This window comes from Pelomonas parva (assembly GCF_043555835.1).
Taxonomy (GTDB): Bacteria; Pseudomonadota; Gammaproteobacteria; order Burkholderiales; family Burkholderiaceae_C; genus Pelomonas; species Pelomonas parva.
In genome coordinates this window covers 125028-148167 of the sequence record NZ_JBIGHV010000002.1, presented here as the reverse complement: position 1 = coordinate 148167, position 23140 = coordinate 125028, and the positions used below count along the sequence as shown (strand labels likewise).

Annotated in this window: 18 protein-coding genes; 13 read left to right on the top strand and 5 right to left on the bottom strand. The window is 72.2% G+C overall.

The window, feature by feature from the left end:
* Window positions 1-341 precede the first annotated feature (341 nt).
* The 9 genes from ACG00Y_RS04510 to ACG00Y_RS04470 all read left to right on the top strand — a co-directional run bounded on the left by ACG00Y_RS04510 (window position 342) and on the right by ACG00Y_RS04470 (window position 12267).
* On the top strand, window positions 342-1076 hold the full coding sequence (locus tag ACG00Y_RS04510) for a SapC family protein (protein WP_394476392.1): 735 nt from the start codon (window positions 342-344) through the stop codon (window positions 1074-1076).
* Window positions 1076-2698, top strand: a complete 1623-nt coding sequence (locus tag ACG00Y_RS04505) for a TolC family protein (RefSeq protein ID WP_394476390.1) — start codon at window positions 1076-1078, stop codon at window positions 2696-2698. The genes ACG00Y_RS04510 and ACG00Y_RS04505 overlap by 1 nt, the downstream gene beginning before the upstream one ends.
* A gap of 77 nt (window positions 2699-2775) precedes the next feature.
* Complete coding sequence (locus ACG00Y_RS04500; RefSeq protein WP_394476388.1) at window positions 2776-3540, top strand: efflux RND transporter periplasmic adaptor subunit; 765 nt, start codon at window positions 2776-2778, stop codon at window positions 3538-3540.
* Entirely contained in the window at window positions 3537-5468 is a 1932-nt protein-coding gene (locus tag ACG00Y_RS04495; protein WP_394476386.1) for an efflux RND transporter periplasmic adaptor subunit, read from the top strand. The genes ACG00Y_RS04500 and ACG00Y_RS04495 overlap by 4 nt, the downstream gene beginning before the upstream one ends.
* A 621-nt stretch (window positions 5469-6089) precedes the next feature.
* Window positions 6090-8243, top strand: coding sequence for a PqqD family peptide modification chaperone (locus tag ACG00Y_RS04490; RefSeq protein ID WP_394476384.1), 2154 nt, complete (start codon window positions 6090-6092; stop codon window positions 8241-8243).
* Window positions 8240-10129 (top strand): hypothetical protein, encoded by a 1890-nt coding sequence (locus ACG00Y_RS04485; protein ID WP_394476382.1) that lies wholly within the window; start codon window positions 8240-8242, stop codon window positions 10127-10129. Before ACG00Y_RS04490 ends, ACG00Y_RS04485 begins: the two co-directional genes overlap by 4 nt.
* Window positions 10126-11646 carry an Lcl C-terminal domain-containing protein gene (locus ACG00Y_RS04480; protein ID WP_394476380.1) on the top strand — a complete coding sequence of 507 codons (1521 nt, stop codon included), beginning with the start codon at window positions 10126-10128 and terminating at the stop codon, window positions 11644-11646. Before ACG00Y_RS04485 ends, ACG00Y_RS04480 begins: the two co-directional genes overlap by 4 nt.
* Before the next feature lie 6 nt (window positions 11647-11652).
* Window positions 11653-12000, top strand: a complete 348-nt coding sequence (locus tag ACG00Y_RS04475; RefSeq protein WP_394476379.1) for a hypothetical protein — start codon at window positions 11653-11655, stop codon at window positions 11998-12000.
* A 75-nt stretch (window positions 12001-12075) separates the two neighbouring features.
* Window positions 12076-12267 carry a hypothetical protein gene (locus ACG00Y_RS04470; protein WP_394476378.1) on the top strand — a complete coding sequence of 64 codons (192 nt, stop codon included), beginning with the start codon at window positions 12076-12078 and terminating at the stop codon, window positions 12265-12267.
* 33 nt (window positions 12268-12300) lie between these two features.
* Here ACG00Y_RS04470 and ACG00Y_RS04465 read toward each other — a convergent pair whose 3' ends face one another.
* From ACG00Y_RS04465 to ACG00Y_RS04450, 4 genes are read right to left on the bottom strand one after another with little or no spacing between them, the layout of a single operon-like run.
* A complete protein-coding gene (locus ACG00Y_RS04465; RefSeq protein ID WP_394476377.1) occupies window positions 12301-12759 on the bottom strand; it encodes a hypothetical protein in 459 nt (152 codons plus the stop codon).
* Window positions 12756-15581 carry a Kelch repeat-containing protein gene (locus ACG00Y_RS04460; protein ID WP_394476375.1) on the bottom strand — a complete coding sequence of 942 codons (2826 nt, stop codon included), beginning with the start codon at window positions 15579-15581 and terminating at the stop codon, window positions 12756-12758. The genes ACG00Y_RS04465 and ACG00Y_RS04460 overlap by 4 nt, the downstream gene beginning before the upstream one ends.
* A gap of 59 nt (window positions 15582-15640) precedes the next feature.
* Complete coding sequence (locus ACG00Y_RS04455; RefSeq protein ID WP_394476373.1) at window positions 15641-16948, bottom strand: sensor histidine kinase; 1308 nt, start codon at window positions 16946-16948, stop codon at window positions 15641-15643.
* A gap of 16 nt (window positions 16949-16964) precedes the next feature.
* Window positions 16965-18104 carry a tellurite resistance TerB family protein gene (locus ACG00Y_RS04450; RefSeq protein ID WP_394476371.1) on the bottom strand — a complete coding sequence of 380 codons (1140 nt, stop codon included), beginning with the start codon at window positions 18102-18104 and terminating at the stop codon, window positions 16965-16967.
* Window positions 18105-18201: 97 nt separating this feature from the next.
* On the opposite strand from ACG00Y_RS04450, the gene ACG00Y_RS04445 reads away from it, so the two are divergent.
* The 3 genes from ACG00Y_RS04445 to ACG00Y_RS04435 are packed head-to-tail and all read left to right on the top strand — an operon-like array spanning window position 18202 to window position 20686.
* Window positions 18202-19644, top strand: a complete 1443-nt coding sequence (locus ACG00Y_RS04445; protein WP_394476370.1) for an alpha/beta fold hydrolase — start codon at window positions 18202-18204, stop codon at window positions 19642-19644.
* Window positions 19641-20210 (top strand): RNA polymerase sigma factor, encoded by a 570-nt coding sequence (locus ACG00Y_RS04440; RefSeq protein ID WP_394476368.1) that lies wholly within the window; start codon window positions 19641-19643, stop codon window positions 20208-20210. Before ACG00Y_RS04445 ends, ACG00Y_RS04440 begins: the two co-directional genes overlap by 4 nt.
* Entirely contained in the window at window positions 20210-20686 is a 477-nt protein-coding gene (locus ACG00Y_RS04435; RefSeq protein ID WP_394476366.1) for a hypothetical protein, read from the top strand. The genes ACG00Y_RS04440 and ACG00Y_RS04435 overlap by 1 nt, the downstream gene beginning before the upstream one ends.
* Here the strand turns inward: ACG00Y_RS04435 and garD are convergent.
* Complete coding sequence (gene garD, locus ACG00Y_RS04430) at window positions 20664-22253, bottom strand: galactarate dehydratase (RefSeq protein WP_394476363.1); 1590 nt, start codon at window positions 22251-22253, stop codon at window positions 20664-20666. The genes ACG00Y_RS04435 and garD overlap by 23 nt on opposite strands.
* A 107-nt stretch (window positions 22254-22360) precedes the next feature.
* Between garD and ACG00Y_RS04425 the strand changes: the two genes are divergently transcribed.
* On the top strand, window positions 22361-23086 hold the full coding sequence (locus ACG00Y_RS04425) for a FadR/GntR family transcriptional regulator (protein ID WP_394476361.1): 726 nt from the start codon (window positions 22361-22363) through the stop codon (window positions 23084-23086).
* Window positions 23087-23140 lie beyond the last annotated feature (54 nt).

The following is a 23140-nucleotide window of genomic DNA, read 5'->3' as shown; positions in this document are numbered from 1 at the left end:
GACGCCCGGCCCTCGACCCCGGCGCTGGTCACAGCGCTTTCATCGGGGACAAAGGGGGTGACGGGCATGCGGGCGAGCATAGCGAAGAGACGATGGCAATCCCATGAGAGTTTTCAGCAGCCAGCCCTCGAAGAACCCCTCATTTCGGAGGTCTCGAGACAGGCCCATTCTTAAGACGCCATGCCTCGCCGGACAGCGACACGACGACGCCCTAGGACTTTCCTGTGTCCGGCAGCGCAGGCCCATCGCCGATACTGCGGCGCCCTTGCGCAACCCTGTCGCAAGGTCGCGGCGTTAGCCCCCGCGCCGGTCGTTTCCATTCCGTGTCAGAAGGATCTGCGATGTTCGAGAAAGTCGTCCCCGTCAACCGTGAGCGCCACGCCCGCACCCGCATCAAGGAGATCACGGGTTTCGGTTTCGCGAAGGACTTTCACATCGCCTACCTGACGATGCACGAGTTCGCCCGCGCGGCGGCCGTCTACCCCATCGTCTTCGTCGAGGACAAGGAGAAGGACGCCTTCCGCCCGGTCACGCTGCTGGGGCTGGATGCCGGCGAGAACCTGTTCGTCGGCGAGGCCGGCAAATGGGAGGCCAGCTACATCCCCGCCATCATCCGCCGCTACCCCTTCGCGCTGGCCGGCAGCGCCACCGAGGGTCAGTTCACGATCTGTCTGGATGAGGCCAGCAGCCTGGTCAGCGTCGACGGCAAGGACGGCGAGGGCAATGCGCTGTTCGACGACAAGGGCGAGCCCACGCAGGTCATCGAGAACGTCAAGCGCTACCTGGGCGAGCTGCAGCAGATGGACCAGATCACGGGCGAGTTCGCCAAGGCGCTGTCCGAGCTGAACATGCTGACGCCGCTGCAGATGCGCGTGCGCGAAGGCGACCGCGAGAAGAACATCGCCGGCTGCTGGGTCGTCAACGAGGAGCGGCTGAACAACCTGTCCAACGACAAGTTCCTGGAGCTGCGCACCAAGCGTTACCTGCCGGCCATCTATGCGCAGCTGATGTCGCTGGCCCAGATCGAGCGGCTGATGCAGTTGAAGGACAAGCGCCTCGCGCCCAAGGCGGCCTGATGTCGCGACACGCTGCGGCCTGGCGCCAAGCCCTCGGCGCGGCGGTCGCGGCGGCGGCCTGTGCCGGGCCGGTGGTCGCCGGTGTGGACCGCAGCGACGCGGCGCAGACGGGCGAGTTCGGCCCCGCCCCCGTTCGCTATGAGCCCTATGTGCCACCGGCCAAACCGGCGGCGCAGCGCCCCGCGCGGCTGGACGCCAAGACGCTCGCCCAACTGGCGCTCGAACAGAATGCCGAGGTGCTCTACGCGCGGCTGCAGTCGCGCGTGTCCGAGCAGGCGGCCGAGGCCGAGACCGGCCTGTACATGCCCATCGCCTACGCCAACCTGCGCCGCGAGGGGCGCAACCGCCAGCGCACCGTCGAGGAGCGGCTGACGGCCGCATTGGGCGGCATCACGCGGCTGGACGAGCAGGTGCTGGGCGGCGAAGCCGGCGTGCGCGTGAAGGCGCCGACCGGCGGCGAGGTGGCGCTGGCCTGGCGCAGCACGCAGCGGCGCAGCAACGTCATCGGTTCGGCCAGCTTCGCGCAGGGCGACTCCGAAAGCGTCGGCGCGCTGGTGCTGTCGCTGCGCCAGCCGCTGCTGCGCGGCGCCGGCCGCGACGTCGTCGAGACCGACCTGCGCGTGGCCCGCCACGAGCGCGACATCGGCACCTGGCAGTTCCGCCAGCAGGTGCTGCGCATCGGCAGCGAGGCGCTGTCGACCTACTGGCAGCTCTGGCGCGCCCGCTCGACGCAGGCGCTGCGCCGCGAGGCGCTGGACAACGCCCGCGAGACAGTGGAGGACGTGCGCGTGCGCGTCGACGGCGGCCGGCTGGCGCCTGGCGCGCAGGACGAGGCGCAAGCCGTGCTGTCGGCCCGCCGCGCCGAGCTGGCGCGCGGCCAGCAGGCGTTGTTCGAGGCCGAGGCCAAGGTGCGCGTGCTGCTGGACCTGCCGCCGCAGGACGGCGACTGGCCGCTGGCCGAGCCCGACCTGGCCGCGCCACCCATGCCCGGTGACCTGGCCGCGCTGGCCGAGCGCCTGCCCGACGTCGAGGCCGCCTGGCCGCCGCTGCGCATGGCGCTGCTCAAGCGCGAGCAGGCCGACGCCCGCCTGCGCCTGGCCTACAGCAAGAAGCTGCCGGCGCTGGACCTGCAGGCCAGCTACAGCAGCAACAGCCTGGCCTACGGCCCGCTGGACGCGGCGCAGAAGGCCACGCAGGGCCGCAACCCGGACTGGACCATCGGCGTCGCCGTGGAAGTGCCGATCGGCGGCGACCGCCGCGCCCAGGCCGAGTACCGCGCCCAGCAACTGCGCGTGGAGCAGTCGTCGCTGGAAGTGCACTCGGTACGCCAGGCGCTGGCCAGCGACTACTTCAACCGTGCCGCCCAGCTGACCGAGCTGGATCGCGAGCTGGGCCAGCTGCGCGAGGAACTCGCCGCCCGCCAGCAGCTCGAAGCCGCCGTGCGCGAGCAGTTCGCCAGCGGCGTTGCGCCGCGCGCCCGCCTGCTGCGCCTGCAGGCCGATGTGCTGGACGCCCGCATGCGCCTCATCGAGGGCACCAGCCGCCTGGCGCTGGCGCGCGTGGCCCTGCAACTGGTGGACGGCAGCCTGCTGTCTGCTCACGACGTGCGGATCGACGAATGATTTCTCAAAGACAAACGCAACCACAGAGACACAGAGGCACAGAGGCTTCCCGGTTTTCTCTGTGCCTCTGTGCCTCTGTGGTTGCATTCCTCGGTCTTTTCACCCCGGCCCAAGCTGCGGACTTTGTCGGCATCGTCCACGCCCGCCACAAGCTGGCGTTGAGCGTGCCGGTGACCGGCATCGTCGCCAAGGTGTCCGTCGAGCCCGGCCAGAAGGTCGGCGCGGGCCAGGCGCTGGTGCAACTGGACGAGCGCCCGCAGGCGCTGGAGGAACAGCGCCGCCGCACGCAGCTGGAAGACCTCAGCGAGCTGCGCGCCACCGAGGAGCGCCTGAAGGTCGTGCAGCCCCTGGCCGAGGACGCCCGCAAGCTGGCCGCCAGCCGCGGCGCCATCAGCCGCGAGGACGCGGCGCGCAACGAGCTGGACTTCATCGCCACGCGCGGCCGGCTCGCGCAGCTGCAGACGCAGAAGGCGCGCGAGAAGCTGGAGCTGCAGCTCGCCGAGGCTGACCGCCAGCAGCGCCGCCTCGTCGCGCCCGTGGCCGGCGTCGTCACCAAGGTCGGCATCGACGTGGGCGAATGGGCCAAGCCGGGCGACACGCTGGTGGAGCTGGTGGACGCGTCGGTGCTGCATCTGCGCGTCAACATGCCGGCGGCGGCGGCCCGCACGCTGAAGCAGGGTCAGGCCTTGCCCGTCGCCATCGACGGCGGCGAGCCGGCGAAGGGCAGCGTCAGCTTCATCTCGCCGGTGACCGACGCGTCCAGCGGCCTGGTCGAGGTGCGCGTGCGCTTCAACAACCCGGGCCGCGTCGCGCCGGGCAGCAAGGGCATCGTCAAGCTGTGAGCACGCCGGGCCTCGTCACCGCATTGCCGACTTTCAGCGCCCGCGAGCTGGTCCTGGCCCTGCACGCGCTGCGCGGCGCCAGCAGCCAGGCGGACTACGCGGCCCAGGTGGTCGCGGCGCTGGCGCGGCTGATGCGCGCCCAGCAGGGCTGGTGGCTTAGCGAGGCAGAGGGTGGCTGGCGGCTGCTGGCCCAGGCGCATGACGAGGCAGCGGCCGGCGACCCCGCGCCCGACCCGCTGCGCGCCGATTTCACGGCCGACCTGCTCGCGCTGGCGCAGCGCGCCCGCACGCAGGGCTTTGCCAGCCTGCCGCAGCGCTCCGCGCAAGGCTCCACGCAATGGCTGGTGGCCGTGCAGCCCGAGCGGGCAGCAAGCGACCTGTGGCTGCTGTGCCTGCCGGACCGCGAGCGGCCGCATCTGAACGAGCTGGTGCTGCGCGCCCAGTTGGTGGCCGACCTGCCCGCGCCCGGCGAAGCACCCGCCGCCGCGCCGGCCGGCGACTCACCTCAAGTGACCTGGGCGCCGCTGCTGGACGCGGTGCTGTTCGCGCAGCGCCACGACGGCTTCGAGCCGGCGACGCTGGCCCTGGTCAACGCGCTGGCTAGCACGCTGGGCGCGCAGCAGGTGGCGTTGGGCTGGCGCGACGAAGCGAGCGCGGCGGTGCGACTGGTGGCCTTGAGCCACCGCGACAAGCTGGACCGCTTCGCCCACGCCGTCGTGCTGACCGAAAGCGCGCTGGACGAGGCGCTGGACCACGAGGAAGGCGTGCGGCTGGACGCCGTGCAGCGCACGGACGACGCGGTCGACCCCGCCGGCACAGCGCTCGTCCAGATCGAGCGCGCCGCGCCCCAGGCGCTGCCCGCGCATCGGCTGCTGCAGCAGTCGCTGGGCAACGTCAGCCTGGCCTCCCTGCCGCTCACCAGCGGCCACAGCGCGCCGCGTGCAGCGCTACTGATGGTCTTCGACGGCGAGCCCTTGCCGGCCGACCAGCTGGCCCGCCTGCTGCTGGCGCTGCGCGTGGCCCTGCCCTGGCTGGAGAGCCTGCACTGGCGCGAGCGCTCGCTGACGCTGCGCGCGAAAGACGACCTGCGCCGCCGCGCGCGGCTGTGGCTGGGCCCGCAGCGCTTGGGCATGAAGCTCGCCACGGGCGTGGGCGCCATTGCGCTGCTGGTGGCGCTGTTCGTGGACTGGGACTACCGCGTTGGCGCCAGCGCCCAGCTGGCGACGGACAGCACGCGCATCCTGTCGGCGCAGTTCGACGGCCGCGTCGACGAGGCGCTGGTCAGCGCCGGCCAGACCGTCAAGGAAGGCGAGTTGCTGGCCCAGCTCGACGTGCGCGACCTGCAGAACCAGGCGGCCGATGCGCGCGCCGAGGTGCAGCGCTACACAGCCGAGGCCGACAAGGCCCGTGCCCAGGGCGCGCTGGCCGAGGCCGAGATCGGCAACGCCCGCACGGCGCAGGCGCAGGCCCGGCTGGCGCGCACCGTCGAGCTGATCGAGCTGGCCGCCAACCGCGCGCCCTTTGATGGCGTCGTCGTCGAAGGCGAGAAGCGCGAGCTGCAGGGCGCGCCGGTGCGCAAGGGCGACAAGCTCTACCGGCTGGCGCGCGTGGAAAAGCTGTACGCGACGTTGCAAGTGCCAGAGCGGGATGCGGCGCAGCTGAAGCCCGGCGCTTTAGGCGAGCTGACCTTGATGACGCGGCCGGACGAGGAGATTCCGCTGCGCGTGCTGTCGGTCATTCCGGTGGCGCAGATCAAGGGCCAGGAGGGCAACCAGTTCGCGGTCCGCGCGGAGTTGCTGGCGCCGGCGGCGGACTGGTGGCGGCCGGGGATGAGTGGCAATGCGCGGGTGGAGGCGGGGCCACGCCGGATCATCTGGGTGTTGACGCATCGGCTCGTTGACCAGTTGCGGTTGTGGTTGTGGTGGTGATGGGATGTGGGTTGGTCGCTTTTCCCACTGCAGGTTGGCGCCGAGGCCCAGCCGGGATTTCGTCCCGGCGGCCGACCTACTTTTTGCGCCGCCAAAAAGTAGGCAAAAAGCTCTCCCCTGCAAAACCGGCCCTGCGGGCTCCCCTGCGATGCTCGAAGCCCAGGGCCGCGCCGAACTCACTTCGCTACGCTGCGTTCAAACAAGCGTCGCGAGTCAGTTCTTGAAGCGTGCTGCGCACGCGCCCTGGGCTTCTGCGCTTCTCGGCGGTTTTGAAGGGGAGGCCCCGGAACAGCCAACAGCCAAACCCGAAAGCCGTTCGCACCGAAGTATTTCTATTCCCCCCTCTGAGCCCGCCGAGGAACGGAAGGCCTTGAGGCCGCGCGCGCAGCGCGCTTCGTCAACTGACTTCGCACAGCTGTCTGAGTGCAGCGTAGCGAAGCGAGTTCTGTGCGAGGCCTCAAGGCCTGAGTACCGCAGGGAACCCGAAGCGCAGCGCAGGGCGGGCGGATCGGGGGCGGTTTCTTTGGTTACTTTCTTGGGCGCCCAAGAAAGTGACTCGCCTGCGGGGGCGAAATCCCCGCATGGGCCTTGCCACCAAGCTAAAGCAACGACGAGGCGGCCATGACCCAAGGCACCCTCTCCGACAGCTGGTACCAGGTCGCCCAAACCCGCGTCTCCCTGCTCCCAACGGTAGAAGCCCAAGCCCAGCGCTACCGAGGCCAAGCCTGGGTGCTGCTGGAAGACGGCTACTCCCACCGCTTCTTCCGCGTCACCCCCCAGGCCTACGAATTCCTCAGAGCGCTGGACGGCCAACGCACCGTCGACGAGATCTGGCAAGACCTGGCACGCCGCCACCCCGAAGGCACGCCCGGCCAGGAAGAAGTCGTGCGCCTGCTGTCGCAACTGCACCTGTCCAGCCTGCTCTACTTCAAGGAGCAACCCCACGCCGACGCCATCGTCGAGCGGCTGAAGAAGCAGCGCTCGCGCGAGCTGATGGGCAAGCTTTTGTCCTTCATGTTCTGGCGCTTCCCGCTGTTCGGGCTGGACAAGTGGCTGGACCCCATCCTGCCCTTCATCCGCGCCTGCACCGGCCGCGTCGCCGGGCTCGTCTGGCTGGCCGCCGTCTGCTGGGGCGCGGCCACCGCCTTCGAGCATTGGGGCGCCATCAGCAATGGCAGCGAGGGCCTGCTGTCACTGTCCAACCTGCCCTGGCTCTACCTCGCCACCACGCTCGTCAAGGTCGTGCACGAGCTGGCCCATGCCTTCGTCTGCAAGCGCTACGGCGGCCAGGTGCCGACCTTCGGCGTCATGGTGCTGGTGCTGGCACCACTGCCCTATGTGGACGCTTCCGCCAGCTGGGGCCTGCGCAACAAATGGCAGCGCGCCTACGTCGGCGCGGCCGGCATGCTGGCCGAGCTGTTCCTGGCCGCGCTGGCCTGCGTCGTCTGGGCCGCCACGTCCGACGGCACGGTGCACAGCATGGCCTTCAACGTGATGATCGTCGGCTCGCTGTCCAGCCTGATCTTCAACGGCAACCCGCTGCTGCGCTACGACGCGTACTACATCCTGTCCGACCTGGTGGAGATGCCCAACCTCTACCAGAAGGCGCAGGCGCAGTGGCTGCACTACGGTTCCAAATACCTGTTCGGCCTGCGCGAGCATCCCGAGCCAGCGCAGGACCGCGCCGAGCGCGCCTGGTTCACCGGCTACGGCGCGCTGGCCTTCATCTACCGCTGGATCATCACGCTGGGCGTGCTGGCCTATGTGGCCGACCAGTGGTTCGGCGTCGGCGTCGTCATGGCCATCACCACCGTCATCACGATGGTGCTGATGCCGGCCGCCAAGCTGTGGGCCTGGCTGCGCGTCGCGTCCGGCACGCACCGCGCGCGCGCCATCGCGGCGATGGGCGGCATGGCGCTGGGGCTGTGGGCGCTGCTGTTCGTGCTGCCGCTGCCGCACGCGCTGCGCCTGCCCGGCGTGCTGGAGGCGCGCCAGAGCAGCCCGCTCTACCTGCAGACCGCCGCGCGGCTGCGCGAGATGCCGGTGCGCCATGGCCAGCGCGTCAAGAAGGGCGAGCTGCTGGCGCGCTTTGACAGCCCGGAGCTGTCGCTGCAGCTGGACCTCGTGCAAGGCCAGATCGCCGAGACGCGCGCGCAGCTGGGCCTGGCGCTGAGCAGCACGCCGTCCGAGGTCGCGCCGCTGCAAGGCCGGCTGGACGCGCTGAACGCCCGACGCGCCGAGACGCAGAAACTGCTGGCCGCGCTGGAGATTCGCGCGCCGCAGGATGGCGAGTGGGTCGCGCCGTCGCTGCACGAGCGGCTGGACGGCTGGGTGGACCGCGCCCAGCCGGTTGGCGAGGTGGTGGATCGCAGCGCCCTGCGCTTCGCGGCCGTGCTGCCACAGGCCGACGCCGCAGAGCTGAGCGCGCTGCCACCGGCAGCCAATTCCGAGCTGCGCCTGGCCGGCCGGCGCGGCGAGGCGCTGAGCCTCTCCAGCCTGCGCATGGTGCCCTACCAGCGCCAGCGGCTGATGTCGCCGTCGCTGGGCTTCGGCGGCGGTGGCGACGTGGCCATCCGGCCCGACGACAGCAGCGGCACGACGGCGGCCGAGGCCTTCTTCGAGATCCAGGCCGAGTTCGCGCCCGGCGGCCTGCCAACCGACCTGGCCATGCACGGCATGAGCGGCGTGCTGCGCGTGCCGGTCGCCGCGCGGCCGCTGGGCAGCCGCATGTGGGCCGGGCTGCAGCAGCTCCTCCAGCACCGCTACGGTTTATGAGCACCAGCGCCCTCACCCCGCCCTGGTTCCCACCGCTGGACAAGCCGGTGGCAGAACGCGGCCATGCGCCCCGCCCGGCCGAGCGTGCCGCCGCCATCGCCGCCATGCGCGCTGCCGTCGACGCCGCCCTGCCCCATGTCTTCGACCCCGCCGCCAGCCTGCGCGACGCCGGCCAGGCGCTGCGCCGGGCGCTGAACCGCGAGGACCCCGCCGCCGAGCACGCCGCGCTGGCCCAGGCGATCGCCGCAGCGCAGAGCGCATGGCAGTTCGAGGGGCCAGTCGTCGACGCTGCCTGCAGCCTCGTCCAGCAGGGCGCCGTCTCACTGACCCGAGCGGCCGAGCGCCACCGCGCCCTGGCGCTGGCCGCCGCCGCCTGGGCCGCCAGCGGCCGGCCCTGCCTGCTGATGACGGCCGACGACGAGGCCGCCGCCCACGCCAGCCGGTTGCTGATGCCGCTGTTCCAGGCGCTGGGGCTGGACGCCGCGCCGGCCGGCTCCGACGCCAACGGCGCCGCGCTGCGCCGCGCCTATGCGGCGCACGTGGTCATCGTGCCCGCCCGGCGCCTCGCGGCCGACCTGGCGCGCGACCGCCGCGAGCGCGGCAGCGGCGACGCGCAGCGGCTGGAGGCCCGCCTGCACGGCGAGACCGGCGCCGGCCTGCTGGTCACGCGCGGCCTGTTCGCGCTGCTCATCGACGAGCTGGACCGCGTGCTGTTCGACGACGCCGTCAACCCCGTGCTGCTGTCCGTGCCCGACGACAGCACCGCGCTGGGCGAGGCACTGCAGCTGGCCCGCGACGCGACCGACGCGCTGGAGCCCGAGCACCACTACACACTGAGCCTGGACAGCGGCCTGCTGTGGACGGCCGCCGGTGCCGCGCGGGCCACCGAGCTGATCGCCGGCCTGCCGCCGCTGTGGCGCCAGACCGAGCGCGGCGAATGGCTGCTGCGCCAGGCCCTGGTCGTGCGCGACCTGCTGCAGGCCGGGCGCGACTACACACTGGCCGGCCCGCAGGTGCACCTGGACGACGCCATCGCCCGCGCACTACCCGACCGCGCGCTGCTGCCTCATCTCACCCAGGCCATCCAGGCCCGCGCCGGGCTGGCGCTCAGCCCCATCACGCGCGCCACCGAGCGCACCAGCGTGCTGGGCCTGGCCGCCAGCGCCCACCGGCTGGGCGGCGCGGCGGCCGACCTGGCCGGGCTGCGGGCGCCGCTTTGGCGCCACCACGGCCTCATTGCTGATAACTCGTCCATTGCAGGGACCGAGCCGCAGCTCGACACCTGCGCGGACGAGGCCGCCTGGCAGGCCGGCGTGCAGCAGGCCTTCGACGCGCCGGCTGGCGTGCACCGCCTGTTCGTGCTGCGCCAACTCGGCTCGGCCGCGCGCTTTGCCGACCTGCCCGGCGCCAAGACGGCCGCCTGGGTGCTGGCCGGCCTGGGCCCGCAACGCGCGCTGCACCATCAGCGCGAAGCCGCCGAGGCCGAGGGGCTGCCGCCCGCCGCGCGCATCGAGGTGTTGTTCATCGAGCCGCTGGACAGCCGGCGCGCCGAAGCGCAGTTCATCAGCCGTGTGCAGGACGCGGCCGAAGGCGCCGATGTCAGCGCAAGGCTGCTGCTGCATCCGCAGGGCCGCTGGGTCGAGCAGGCGCTGGGGCCCCTGGCCGCACCGCTGCGCGCGCTTTGCCGGCTGTGGCCCGCGCGCACGCCCGCCGCGCTGAAATTCACACTCGCGCTGCTACGCTGGCAGCTGACCCGCCAGCAGGCACGCGCCCTGCATGCCCAGACGCAGCGCGAGCACCAGCTCAAGCTGCAGCTTTCCTTTGCCGGTGGCGCCGCCCTCGCGCCATCCACCCCGCCGCCAGAACCCCTCAGGAGGACGTCATGAAGCCCACTACCCCGCGCCCCCTCGTCGCCCCACCCCAGCCCGGCGGCCGTGCGAACGCCCACAGCACCTGGCTCGTGGGCCTGATGGGCGCCGCCCTGATCGCGGGCTGCGGCGGCGGTGGTGGGGGTGGCACGCCGCCGCCCCCGCCCCCGCCGCCGCCGCCCAAGGGGCCGCTGACGGTCGCCATCGACCCGGTTGTCGCCGGCAGCCCGCTCAGCGTCAGGATCAGCCTCGTCGCGGGCGCCACCGGCCCGGCCGACATCAGCTACTCCACGGCCGCCGTCGGCACCGCCACCGGCGACGCGACGGCCGGCGTCGCCTGCGCCACGGCGGGCGTGGACTTCATCACCCACACCGGCTCCACCGCCACCGTCCCCGCCGGCGCCACCTCGGTGACCGTGCCCATCGTCACCTGCAGCAACACCAGCGTCGAACCCAACGAGCGCCTGGAGGTGACGACCTCCTTCGAGGGCCGCACGACGAGCACCCGCGTGGTCCTCATCAACAACGGCCCCGGCGGCCTGAACGACACCGGCACCACCCAGTGCCTGAACACGACCAACACCCTGGTGGCCTGCTCGGCCACCGACATCGCCGGCCAGGACGGCAGCACCGGCCGCGACACCCACGCGCTGACCAACGACGCCGCCGACGGCCGTGTCGGCTTCGCCCTCGTGGCGGCCGGCGGCGGTGCCTGCGTGCAGGACCAGGTCACCGGCCTGCTGTGGGAAGCCGGCGCGGCCACCGCCGTGACGCTGGCCGCCGGCCTGGCCAACGCCGATGCCGCCAACGCCGCCGCGCGCTGCGGACGCACCGACTGGCGACTGCCCACGCCGGGCGAGCTGATGAGCGTCGTCGATCTGGGCGTCACCAGCGGCGCCCGCATCGACCCCAAGTTCGGCACCACGCCGGCGGCCTCGTTCTGGACCGGCACGGCCTACGCCGGGGACACGCGCGCCAACTGGGTGGTGGACTTCAGCTCCGGAGCCGTCGCCTTCGAGAGCGCCGACAACCCGCTGGCCAAGACCTTCGCCACCCGCCTCGTCGCCGGCACGGCGGCGGCCGACACCGACTGCACCACCGCCACCACGCCGCGCTACACCGACCACGGCAACGGCACCGTCACCGACGCCCGCACCGGCCTGATGTGGATGCAGTGTGTGGAAGGCCTGTCCGGCGCCAGCTGCGGCACCGGCACCGCCACCAGCTACGCCAGCTTCTCCACCGCGCTGGCGCGTGCCACCGCCGTCAACGCCGATGCCGCCGGCGCTGGCAAGAGCTTCGGCGACTGGCGCGTGCCCAACCGCAGCGAACTCGCCTCGCTCGTCAACACCCGCTGCGAACGCCCGGCCATCCAGCGCACACGCTTCCCCGGCACGCCCAACGCCAGCACGTGGACGTCCACGCCGGCCTCGGTGGCGGGCTTCGTCTGGTATGTGGACTTCACGACCGGCGACGTGGGCCTGTCCGGCAGCGCCGGCAACCGCGTGCTGCGGCTGGTGCGGGCGGGGCAGTAAGGCGGCATGCTGGCGTCGCTGCGCCGCATCCTGATCGCGCTGGTCGTCATCTGGCTGCTGTCCCAGGTGGTCGGCTGGTTCCTCATGCACCGCGCGATCGACGCCGACCGGCAGCAGCGTGAGGCCCAGGGACGCGCCGTGGAGGAAGAACACCACCGGCCGCCGCCCGAGGACGAGGCCTTCCGCGAGGGGCGGGACCACGTCCTTCGGCTGAAGAGCACGCACATCCGCGACTGCCCCATCCCGATGGGCGACGGCCGGCGGGGCTGCGACAAGGCGTTCGACCAGTTGCGTGGCGAGCAGGCGGCCGCCGGCCGGGCCTGGGCCAAGGCCAACAAGCCCGCCCATGCCTAGGAATGCCAGGGCACGACCTGGTTCCAGCTCGGCTGCCGCGCTGTCTACGAGCAAGACCTGGCACCCGGCGGCCTGATGTTCCCGGACCTGCCGCTGACGACCAACGGCAGCGACTGCTTCAAGGAACTGGCAGCCCACGAGGCGCTGGACGACGCTTACCACGACGCCATCGGCATGCCGCAGGCCGCCGCGTCGCACCGTGTGCGCCTGGGCCCATGTACCGCAACGACTGCCAGCAGCGCATGCACCGCGAACAGGCCGCGCTGAAGGCCGCCAGCGCGCCCTGACCGTTCCCGAGGATCAGGGGTCCATGCGCATCAGCACGCCGTCCACGAAGTAAAGCCGGCCCACGTCGCTGCGCTGCGAGATGTAGAGCTGCAGGCGCCGCCCGTCCAGGCGCAGCTCGACGATCTGGTCGACGCCGCTGAAGTGGCCGGCCTGCGTGCAGTCGAAGACGCGCTGCAGCGTCATGCCAACGCTGGGCAGCACCGGCAGCGGGCCGCCACAGCGGGCCACGGCGGCGTCGTAGGTCTGCTGCAGCCGCTCGCCGGTGCGCTGGTTCTGCTCGCGCGCGAACTGGTCGTGGTTCGAGCGCGGCGCGGCGGGTGCGGGCGGGCGCCGGCCCTCTTCCAGCAGGCCGACACCCAACGCTGCCGCACGGTCCAGCGCTCGCCGGTCGCCCTCGGACAAGGTGGCCGTCGGCTGCGCGACAGCGCTGGCCGCCAGCGCCAGCAGGCCGATCATGCAGAAGCGCTTCATGGCGTGCAGCCCTCCGTGGCTGGGGTGTCGAGGCGGTCGAAGCGGGTGATGTCGCCGTTGCGCTCGACCAGCTCGAAATGCGCCGGCTCGCGCAACTTGATGGCATTGACGTCCCAGTCGGTGATCGCCTGCGCCGTCCGCCACACCAGCTTGTCGTCCTGACCGAAACGCTGCACCGCCCAGTGGCCACGGTAGGTGTTGCGGTCCTTGGCGCTGGCGGCCATCACGAAGCGGCCGTCGGGCCGCATCTCCATGCGCCGGCTGTCCAGGCCATTCGTCCAGTTCCACACGCCGACGAAGTCGCAAGGGATGCGGCTGGTGCTGCCGCCCGGCGCCGGGTGCAGCAGGCCGGTCTGCGTGTCCAGGCAGGCGGCGATTTCCTCGTCGCACTGCTTGCGCCAGCGCGCGTCGGCCGCGCGCCCCGACGACCACCACCACAGCCCACCCACCACCATCAGCACCAGCGCCGCCTGCAGCGCGCCGCGCCGGCCCGCGCGGAACCAGCCCGCCCCCACCAGCACAAGTGCCAGCGCCGCCGCGCCCACCAGTTGCTTGGCCTTGCCGTTGAAGCGGTCCGGGCCTGCTGCCGAAGCGGCCGGCTGGGCCGCCGCCGCGGGCAGCACGGTGCCGGCGCTGCGCTGCGGCGGCCGGGGCGCCGAGCTGCTGAAGTAGGGCTGCACGGCGTCCAGCACCTGCAGGCCGGCGCAACTGGCCTGGGCCACACGCCAGGTCGCGCCCGGGTCGGCGGCCACGCTGCGCGTGTCGACCGACACCACCAGGCCGTCATCGAACAGCAGCCACGGGTCGGCGGTGGCATTGCCGATGCCGGCATCGACGGGGAAGTTGACGGACGCGGTGCGCGGGTCGAACACGGCCAGCGGCGTGGCCGACAGCGCACAGCCATCGGGCAGCCAACCCATGGGGTCGCCCAGGGCCGAACGCTCCATCACCACGCCCCAGCGCTGCTGGCGCGCGTCCCACAGCCCCACCAGGCCGCCCGTGCCGCGCAGCCGCATCGCCTCGGCGCGGGTCATCAGCGCGTCGATGCGCTGGGCCGGGCCGCCGTCAGGGTCGAGGATCTCGGCGAACGGCCCCTCGGGCACGACCGGTGCGCCGGCCAGCATGCGCGCCTGGCCGCGCCGCACGCGCCAGTCGGCCCAGCGATGCGTGGCCTCGTCGAAGACCACGGCCTGTACGGTGCTGGGCAGGGCCAGCAGCCGCCCGTCCGGCAGCAGCGCCAGCGGCATCGGCGACAGCGCCGATTGCAGCAAGGGCACGCCGCCGCAGGCCGACCAGTCGCGCTCGCCCCGGCGCCAGGTCCAGCAGACGAGTTGGTGGTCCGCCGTGGCGGCCACCAGCAGCACGCGGCCGGATGGCAGTTGCTGCGCGCCGGCGCCGAGCAGGTCGGTCGCCGGCAGGTCGGGCGCCGCCAGCCAGCGGCCGGTCGTGCGCTCCCAGATGCGGGCGATCTGGCCCTTGCCACGCATGCCGGGCGTGCGGCCGACGGCCAGCACCTGCCCGCCCTGCAGCGCAGCCAGCACGGGGGGCTGTTGCCACACCGGCGCCTCGGCCTCGCCCGGCTTCAAGGCGGGTGGGCCGTCGGGCAGGCGCTCCAGCCGCAGCACCTCGCTGTCGAGGAAGGCCAGCGCGCCGCCATCGGCCAGCGGGTGCAGGTGAACGGGCGCGGCGGCGGCGTGGCGCCGGTCACCCGCCACGTGGCCCGCCACCCGCCAGCCCGGCAGGTCCGGCCGCCACAGCCAGGCCCAGGGCACGGGCCGCGTCGCGGTCGTCCACACGCCGCCGGCCAGCAGCACGGCGCCGTCCTTCAGCAGCGTGGCGGCGTGCTGGCGCAGGCCGCTGGGCAGCAGCGGGCCGGCGCTCCAGCGGCCACTGGCGGGGTCGAACAGCTCGGTGCTGCGCAGCGGCTGCCCTTCGGCATCCACGCCACCCGCGACGAGCACACGCCCGTCCGGCAGCCGCGTGGCGCTGTGGCCATGCCGCCCTGTGGCCAGCGGCGCGGCGGCCTCCCAGCGCTGCGCCTGGGGCAGCCAGCGCTCCACCAAGGCCAGCGGGCGCGCGGCGGCGTCGAAACCGCCCACCACCAGCACACTGCCGTCGCCCAGCAGCGTCGCGGTGTGCGCGGCGCGCGCCTGCTGCAGAGGCGGCAGGGCTTGCGTGTTGCCGTCGCGCCAGCGTTCCACCGAGCGCTGCACCGGCCAGCCGCCCATTCGCATCACCGCCGGGTCGACCAGGCCGCCGACAAAGATCACCGCGCCGTCGCTCAGCGCCGTCGCGCTGTGCAGCAGGCGGGCGTCGGTCAGCCGGCCGGCGGGCGACCAGCTGCGCGTCGCGGCGTCGAACAGCGCCAGCTCCGCATGCGTGGCTGCAGGCTGCGCGGGCAGGTCGCACAGCCCACCGCCGACGAGGACGCGCTGGCCGGGCAGCTGCGTCGCGCTGTGCAGGCTGCGCAGGCTAGCCTTGCAGTCGGGCGGCGCCTCGACGGCATCCCAGCGGTGCTGCGCGGCGTCCCAGAGCTGGACGGCCGAGGGGCGGGTGGCCGTGCCGTCCGGCGACGCGCGGTCGCGCAGCCGTGCAAGCCGTTCGGGCAGCGTGTCGGGCGGGCCCGGCTCAACCAGCACGGCCTGCCCCGCCAGCAACACCGAGCCGCCCTCCAGCACCGTGACACTGTGGCCGCTCGGCGCCTTCACGTAGCCGCCTGCTGGGCGCAGGCGGCCGAGCACCACGGGGTCGTCCATCGCATCGGCCAGCGCCGCCTGCACCAGCAGCAGCGCTGCCAGCCCTAACCATCGCCACCCTGCCATCGCATTCTTGATCTGCCCGAGGTGGCGCAGTGTAGGCAGCGCGTGGACGGCCTCTCGGGCTACGCCTCGCCGTAGCTGCGCGGCAGCAGGATGCGGAAGGTCGTGCCGACGCCGATCTCCGACTGCAGCTCGGTCGTCGCGTCCAGCAGGTCGCACAGCCGTTTGACGATGGACAGCCCCAGGCCCTCGCCGGGCTGCTGGCGGGCCGGGCGCGGGTCTTCCGGCGCGGCGATGCTCTCGGCCAGGTCGACGTTGACATGCGTGACGGCGCCCTTGGCGTGGTCGGCCGCGATCTGGCGCGACTGGTCGGTCGCCTCCTCGATGGCGCCCGCCAGTTGCGACCCCGGGCCGGCGTGGAAGCCCGGACCGGTGTCGCGGATCTGCATGAACCAGCGCTCGCGGTCCCCCGACCGGCAGTGGCCGCAGCTGACCGTGACGCCGCCGCTGCGCGTGTACTTGACGGCGTTGAGGATGAGGTTCTGCGCGATGCGCCGGGTCTTGATGGCATCGCCCTCGACCGGCAGCGCGAACACGCCTTCAAAGCGCAGGTAGAGCCCGCGCTGCTGCGCCTGCGGCTGCAAGTCCTCGCATAGCGTGACCAGCAGTTTCGCCGCGTCGATGGGCGCCAGCTGCCGCTGCTCCAGGCCGCCCTGCAGCCGGGCCAGGCTGGTCACGTCGTTCAGCAGGTGGCTCAGCGAGCTGACGTTGCGGTCCAGCAGGCGCAGGAAGCTGGTGCGCATCCCGTCGGACGCCTGCGGCGACGCCAGGCCGGCCGTGGCCGTGGCCACCACGCCCAGGCTGCCACGCAGGTCGTGGGCGGCCTGCTGCCAGAGGCCGGCGCGTTCCTGCTCCAGCTCGCGCAAGGACTGCAAGGCCTGCTCCAGGTCGCGGATGTGTGTGCCGGCCTCGATCTGCTGCAGCTGGAAGTACTGCGACACGCTGGCGCTGACGGCGTCGCCGCAGTGCCGCGCCCAGATGCGGCGCGCCTCGGCCATCACCGGCGCGGCCAGCTCGGGGTGGGCGGCGGCATAGGCCTCCAGCTCCAGCACGACGCATTCATTGAGACGGCCCAGCTCGCGCGTCACCTCGGACAGGTCGAACCCTTGCTGCCAGCGGTGCAGGCCATGGGCCGTGGCGTCGCCCTCGTTGGGTGAGGCTTCGCCGGTGGCGGGCAGCGCCTCGCCGCTCAGCACTTGCTCGAAGTTGGCCAGCAGCGCCGGGATGTGGTCGTGCAGCTGGTCGCGCGGCAGCGAGGCGCCACTGGTCAAGGCCGGGTCTACCGTGACCAGCGCCCGCCACGCGCGCAGGATGGCGTCGCGCCGAAGCTTCAGGTAAGCGCCCAGCGCGGCGTGTTCGAGGAGGTGCATGGATGGCCGCATCGTATTAGCGGCCGGTCCGCTTTCTGATCTGCTCGATGCCGGCCTTGGCCAGGTCCAGCGTGCGCTTCGCGGCGTCCTCGACCTGCTCGGCCGCCGGCAGCTTGTCCTGCGCCCAGGCGGCCGCCTTCTGCACGGTCTGCTGCACATGAGTCGCAGCGGTGCTCGTCGCGGCCTGCAGCTGTTCGGGGGACGGCAGACGCTCGCGCGTCCACTCGGCGGCGTCCTTGGCCGAACTGCCCAACTGCTCGGCACCCGACTTGGCACCGTGCCAGGCCTTGCTCGCCACCGTGCCGGCGGCGGCCTGCAACTCCTCCGGCGACGGCAAGCGCTCGCGCGTCCAGTCGGCCGCTTCCTTGGCCGTGCTGCCCACCTGCTCGGCCGCCTTGCCGGCGCCCGACCTGGCCGTCATCCAGGCCTTGGTGAGCGGGCCATCCGGCTCTTCCAGCAACAGCGCCAGGCTGGTGGCCAGCGCCGCCTCCTCGGCCTCGGTCAGCGGCCCGCCGGCCTCCAGCAGCCGGCGCAGGAACTGGCCCAGGTCGGTGGCGATGGCTTGGTGGTTGCAGTCGGGGTTGGCATGCAGGAAGGCCGACAGCTCGGCGGCCATTTCCTCCACGGCGCCCTGCATGACGCCCGGCTCGATCTGCGCGATGGCCTGAGTCACGAAGCCGTCGTCCAGGCCCCAGTCGTCCACCAGGTGCTGCACCAACGCCTGCCGCTCGGCGGGCTCGATGGCACCATCCACTGCGGCCAGCCGCAGCGCCAGCGGCGCGATGAGGTCGAACAAGGCCAGACCCAACGTGTCCATCGGCGTGTTGAGGAACCGGGGGATCTCGATGACGCGCTCGCCCTTGGTGTTGCCCATCCAGCGGTACAGGCCGTAACAGGCGCCGCCGGAGGCCAGCGCCGCGATGGCGATCCAGCCCACCGGCGTGGCGGCCGCGCCCAGGCCCAGCGCGCCCGCCTTGGCCAGCGCCGCGCCCGCGCCTGCGGCGCCGAGAACGTCCCAGATCTCGCGGGTGCGGTTGATCATGCGCAGCGAGGCGTAGGCGTTCTCGCCGATGGCGAGCTTGGCCTTGAAGCGAAGGGGTTCGGCGACCACGCGGGTCACGCCCTCGAATGCGACGACGGATCGGTTGGATGTCACTGCGGCGCTCCTGATGCTGAGTCGGCGGCGCCCGAGCATAGGGCCATGAACCTTTTCCGCGATTCGCCGACTACCCGGCGTCATCGAGGATGAAAGCATGCAACCACGATTTGCCCTGGCCGCGCTGCTGCTGGGTTCGGCCGCCGCAGCGGCCACCCCGGCCCAGCTGGCCGACCTGCGCGAGGAGACCCTGAAGGCACGCGACGGCAGCGCGCTGCAGCTCACCCGGGCTCGCGTGCGGGTGCCGGAGTCGCGGGCCAGGCCGGATGGCCCCGCGATCGATCTGGCCGTCGTGCGCATCCGGCGCGCAGGCGCACCCGCAGGCCGCCCGCATGTGCTGCTGGCCGGCGGGCCCGGCGACTCGGGCGTGCGGGTCGCACTCGACCTGGCAACACAGGGCGGCGCGGCGCTGGCGGAGGTGTTCGACGGCGATCTGATCGGCATCGACCAGCGCGGCACGGGCGCCTCGGTCCCCAACCTTCGCACGGCCATGCGCTACGCGTTGCCGCTGGACCAGCCGGCATCACCGCAGACCTGGCTGCCGAAGATCGAGCAGGCCAGCCGCGCGGTGGCCGACGAGATGCGGGCGCGCGGCATCAATCTGCCGGCCTACAACACCGAGGAAAGCGCTGACGACATCGACGCCGTGCGACAAGCCCTGGGCGAGGCGCGCTGGACGCTGTGGGGCCGCAGCTATGGCAGCCACCTGGCGCTGGCCACCGCGCGCCGGCACCCGGGCGGCGTCGAGCGCCTGGTGCTCGTCAGCCCCGAGGGGCCGGACCACACCTGGAAGCTGCCGTCACAGACCGACCAGGTGCTGCAGCGCATCGCCGAGCACGCCAATGCGCCCGAGATGGTGGCCCAGCTGCGCGAGGCCACGGCCCGCCTCGCACGTGCGCCGGTGCGCCTGGACGTACCCGACCCGGCCGGCGGGCCCAGCGTGGGCCTGGTGCTGGGCGCGCTGGACCTGCAGTGGGCGATCGCGCAGGTCATAGGCGATCCGCGCGCGCTGGCTACGCTGCCGGCGGCGGCGCGGGAGATGAGCGCCGGCGACTTCCGCCGCATCGCGCCGCTGGCCTTGCAGCTGCGCCGCCAGGCGGGCGTGGGCTCGGCCATGAAAGCCATGATGGACCTCGCTTCTCACGGCAGCGCCGAGCGCCTGGCACGCATCGAACGCGAGGCACCCGGCGCGGTGCTGGGCGATGCGATGAACTTCCCGGCGCGCCACCTGCACGCCGCATGGCGGGCGCAGCCGCTACCTGACGCCTTCCGACAGCCCTTCACCATCGCCGTGCCCACGCTGCTGCTCGTGGGAGATCTGGACGCGCGCACGCCACTGGAGAACGCCCGCGAGATCGCCGCGTCGCTGCCGGACGCACGCTTGGTGGTCGTGGAGAACGCGGCCCACCAGTTCGACCTGTTCGGCCCGCTGCCATTGCGGCAGCTGCTGGCGCGCTTCCTGCGCGGCGAGGGCAGCCTGCCAGCCCGGGTCACACTGCCGCCACTGCGCTTCGAGGGCCTGCCCTCGGCACGACCATGAGCAAAGCCAACCCGCCCACCTCCGAGACGCTGGCCGATGAATGGCTGGTGGTGCGCTGCCAGTTGGGCGAGCGAGACGCCTTCGACGAGCTGGTGGCCCGCTGGCAGCTGCCGCTGTGGCGCTACGCCCGCCAGCTTACCGGCCACGACGCTGCCTCGGACGACGCGACACAGGACGTCTGGCTGCGCGTGCTGCGCGGCATCGCCCGGCTGCGCGAGGGCGCCAAGCTCAGGCCCTGGCTGTTCGGCATCGCGCACCGCGTGCTGATGGACCGGCTGCGAGAGCAGTACCGGATGCCGCTGGTGTCCGATGACGCCGCGGACCTGGAGGCCATCCCCATCGACGAGAGCGCCCTGCAGCTGGAGGCCGACCTGGCCGCGCTAAGCGACGGCCTCGCCCGGCTGCCGGCGCCGGCGTGCGAAGTGCTGACGCTGTTCTACCTGCAGCAGCTGTCGCTGGATGAGGTGTCGCAGGTGCTGGCCGTGCCCGTGGGCACGGTGAAGTCCCGGCTGCACCGGGCGCGCCGGCTGCTCAGGCTTCAGCTGGACATTCAAGGAGAACGATGATGAACACGACCGCTGTTTCTGCGCTGCTGGACAGCGAGCTGTCCGCCCGCTCGCGTTTTGGGCATGTGCTGCTGTTGCTGGCAGCCGCCACGATGGCCACGCTCACGGGCAGCCTGTGGGCCACAGAGCCGGCCCTGCCTGCCCGCACCGCAGCCGCCTTCGCGGTCATGACCGGCATGGGTCTGTGCTGGGTGGCCTACGCCGCCTGGGTGCTGACCACACGCCGCGTGCTGCTGGGCCGGCAGCGGGTGCTGGCCTCCGCCATGGGCGCGCTGTTCAGCGGCGTCGCGCTGGCCGGCGCGCTGGCTGCGGGCCTGCTGGCCGATGTCCCCGCAGCGTGGCCTGCAGCGCTGGTGTTCGCCGCGATGGCGGCGCTGGCCGTCGTGATGCTGGTGCGCGCGCAAAGTGACTATGCGCGGCTACGCCGGCGCCGCGCGGAGCTGGAGCAGCGGCTCAGGTCACCGGCGCCGGATTGAACAGCACCAGGCTGTTGTGCAGCTTCCAGTGCTCGGCCCACGTCTTCTTCCGGCCGCTGGCCACGTCCAGCAGCAGGCGGAACATGGCCCAGCCGGTTTCCTCGATGGTGGCCTCGCCGTCGGCGATGCGGCCGGCGTTGATGTCCATCAGGTCGTGCCAGCGGCGGGCCAGGTCCGTGCGCGTGGCGACCTTGACGACCGGGCATTCGGCCAGGCCGTAGGGCGTGCCGCGGCCGGTGGTGAAGATGTGCAGGTTCATGCCGGCGGCCAGCTGCAGCGTGCCGCAGATGAAGTCGCTGGCCGGTGTGGCGGCGTAGACGAGGCCGCGCTGGTCTTGCCGCAGCTTCTCGCCCGGTGACAGCACGTGCGAGATGGCCGATCTGCCGCTCTTGATGATGGAGCCCATCGCCTTCTCGGCGATGTTGCTCAGGCCGCCGGCCTTGTTGCCGGGCGTGGTGTTGGCCGAGCGGTCGACGCGGCCGCGGTCCAGGTAGCGGTCGTACCAGCCGAGTTCGCGAATGATGGCGTCGGCGACCTCGGGCGTGGCCGCGCGGCTGGTGAGCTGCTCGACGGCGTCGCGCACCTCGGTGTTCTCGCTGAACATGATGGTGGCGCCGGCACGCACCAGCAGGTCGGCGCAGAAACCCACCGCCGGATTGGCCGTCACGCCGGAGAAAGCGTCGCTGCCGCCGCATTGCACGCCGACGACCAGTTCGCTGGCCGGCACGGTCTCGCGCTTGCGGGCGTTGAGGCGTTCCAGGTGCGGGCGGGCGCTGTTAAGGATGTCGTCCAGCATGGACATGAAGCCCACGTGCGCGTCGTCCTGCAGGCAGATGGTCTCGGGGCCGCTGGCCGGGTCGCGCTCGTCGGTGATGGGGAAGCTGCCCGGTGGCAGCAAGCGGGCGGGCTGCAGCTTCTCGCAGCCCAGGCTCACCACCATGACCTCACCGCCGAAGTTGGGGTTCAGCGAGATGTTCTTCAGCGTGCGGATGGGGATGTTGGCGTCCGGCGCGTCGATGGCCACGCCGCAGCCGTAGCTGTGCTCCAGGCCGATGACGTCGTCGACGTTCGGGTACTGCGGCAGCAACTCGGCCTTGATGCGCGCCACCGCCTGGGCGACGACGCCGGCCACGCACTGCACCGTGGTCGTGATGGCCAGGATGTTGCGCGTGCCGACCGAGCCGTCCTTGTTGCGGTAGCCCTCGAAGGTGTAGCCGGCCAGCGGCTCGGCGGCGGGTGGCTTGACGGTGGCGATGGGCAGGCCCTCCAGCGCGCGCGCCGACGGCATCTGCAGCAGGCGCTCGTGCACCCAGCTGCCGGCGGGGATGGGTTTCAGCGCGTAGCCGATGGGCACGCCGTAGCGCAGCACCACCTCACCCTCGGCGAGGTCACGCAGAGCAACCTTGTGGCCTTGCGGCACCTTGTCGCGCAGCACCAGACCGGCGCCGGGGACGCCTTCGGGCAGCACCGCGCCTTGCGGCAGCCCACCGTCGTTGGCGACGATGGCGACGTTGTCCTCGGCGGTCATGCGGATGGTCAACGGTGGACGGGGGGAAACAGCAGTCATGGCAAAACCCGGCGTTGCTAAAGTTGCATCCGTTGTACGTCGTCTAGTTGTCGTACAACCAACGTCACTTTAGACGCCGCGCTCATTTCAAAACTCCGGGTTAACCCTTGAATCAAGTCCCTGGCCGCCGCCGGCCCCGCACGCTGGCCCTCGAACTGGTCGATTCGCTGGGTGACCGCATCCGCGCCGGCCAGCTGCAAACGGGCGACAAACTGCCGACCGAGGCGGCCATCATGGAGGAGTTCGAGGTCAGCCGCACCGTCGTGCGCGAGGCCATCTCCAAGCTGCAGGCGGCGGGCCTGGTCGAGACGCGCCACGGCATCGGCACCTTTGTGCTGGGCGCGGGCGACGGGCCGTCGTTCAAGATCACGCCGGAGCAGTTCAGCACGCTGCAGGACGTGATTGCCGTGCTGGAGCTGCGCATCGGCCTGGAGACCGAGGCCGCTGGGCTGGCCGCGCAGCGGCGCACGCCGGACAATCTGGTCGCGCTGCGCAAGGCGCTGGATGCCGTCATCGCCGCCGTCGAGGCCGGGCAGGATTCGGTCGCGGCCGACTTCCAGTTCCACCTGGAGGTCGCCCGTGCCACGCAGAACGGTCACTTCGCCGAGCTGATGGCCACGCTGGGCAGCCAGATCATTCCGCGGGCGCGGCTGGAGCCGACCGTCGGCATGAGCACCGAGCGCCAGGCCTATATGCGCCGCGTGAACGCCGAGCATGAAAGCATCCTCGACGCGATCACCAGCCAGGACGCCGAATCCGCTCGGGCAGCGATGCGCACCCACCTCAGCAACAGCCGCGAACGCCGACGCCGCGCCCAGGCCGACGTGCGCTGACTTCGGGTTATCCCTAGGATTTATGGATTTGAATGTAGTTGTACGATGACCTAC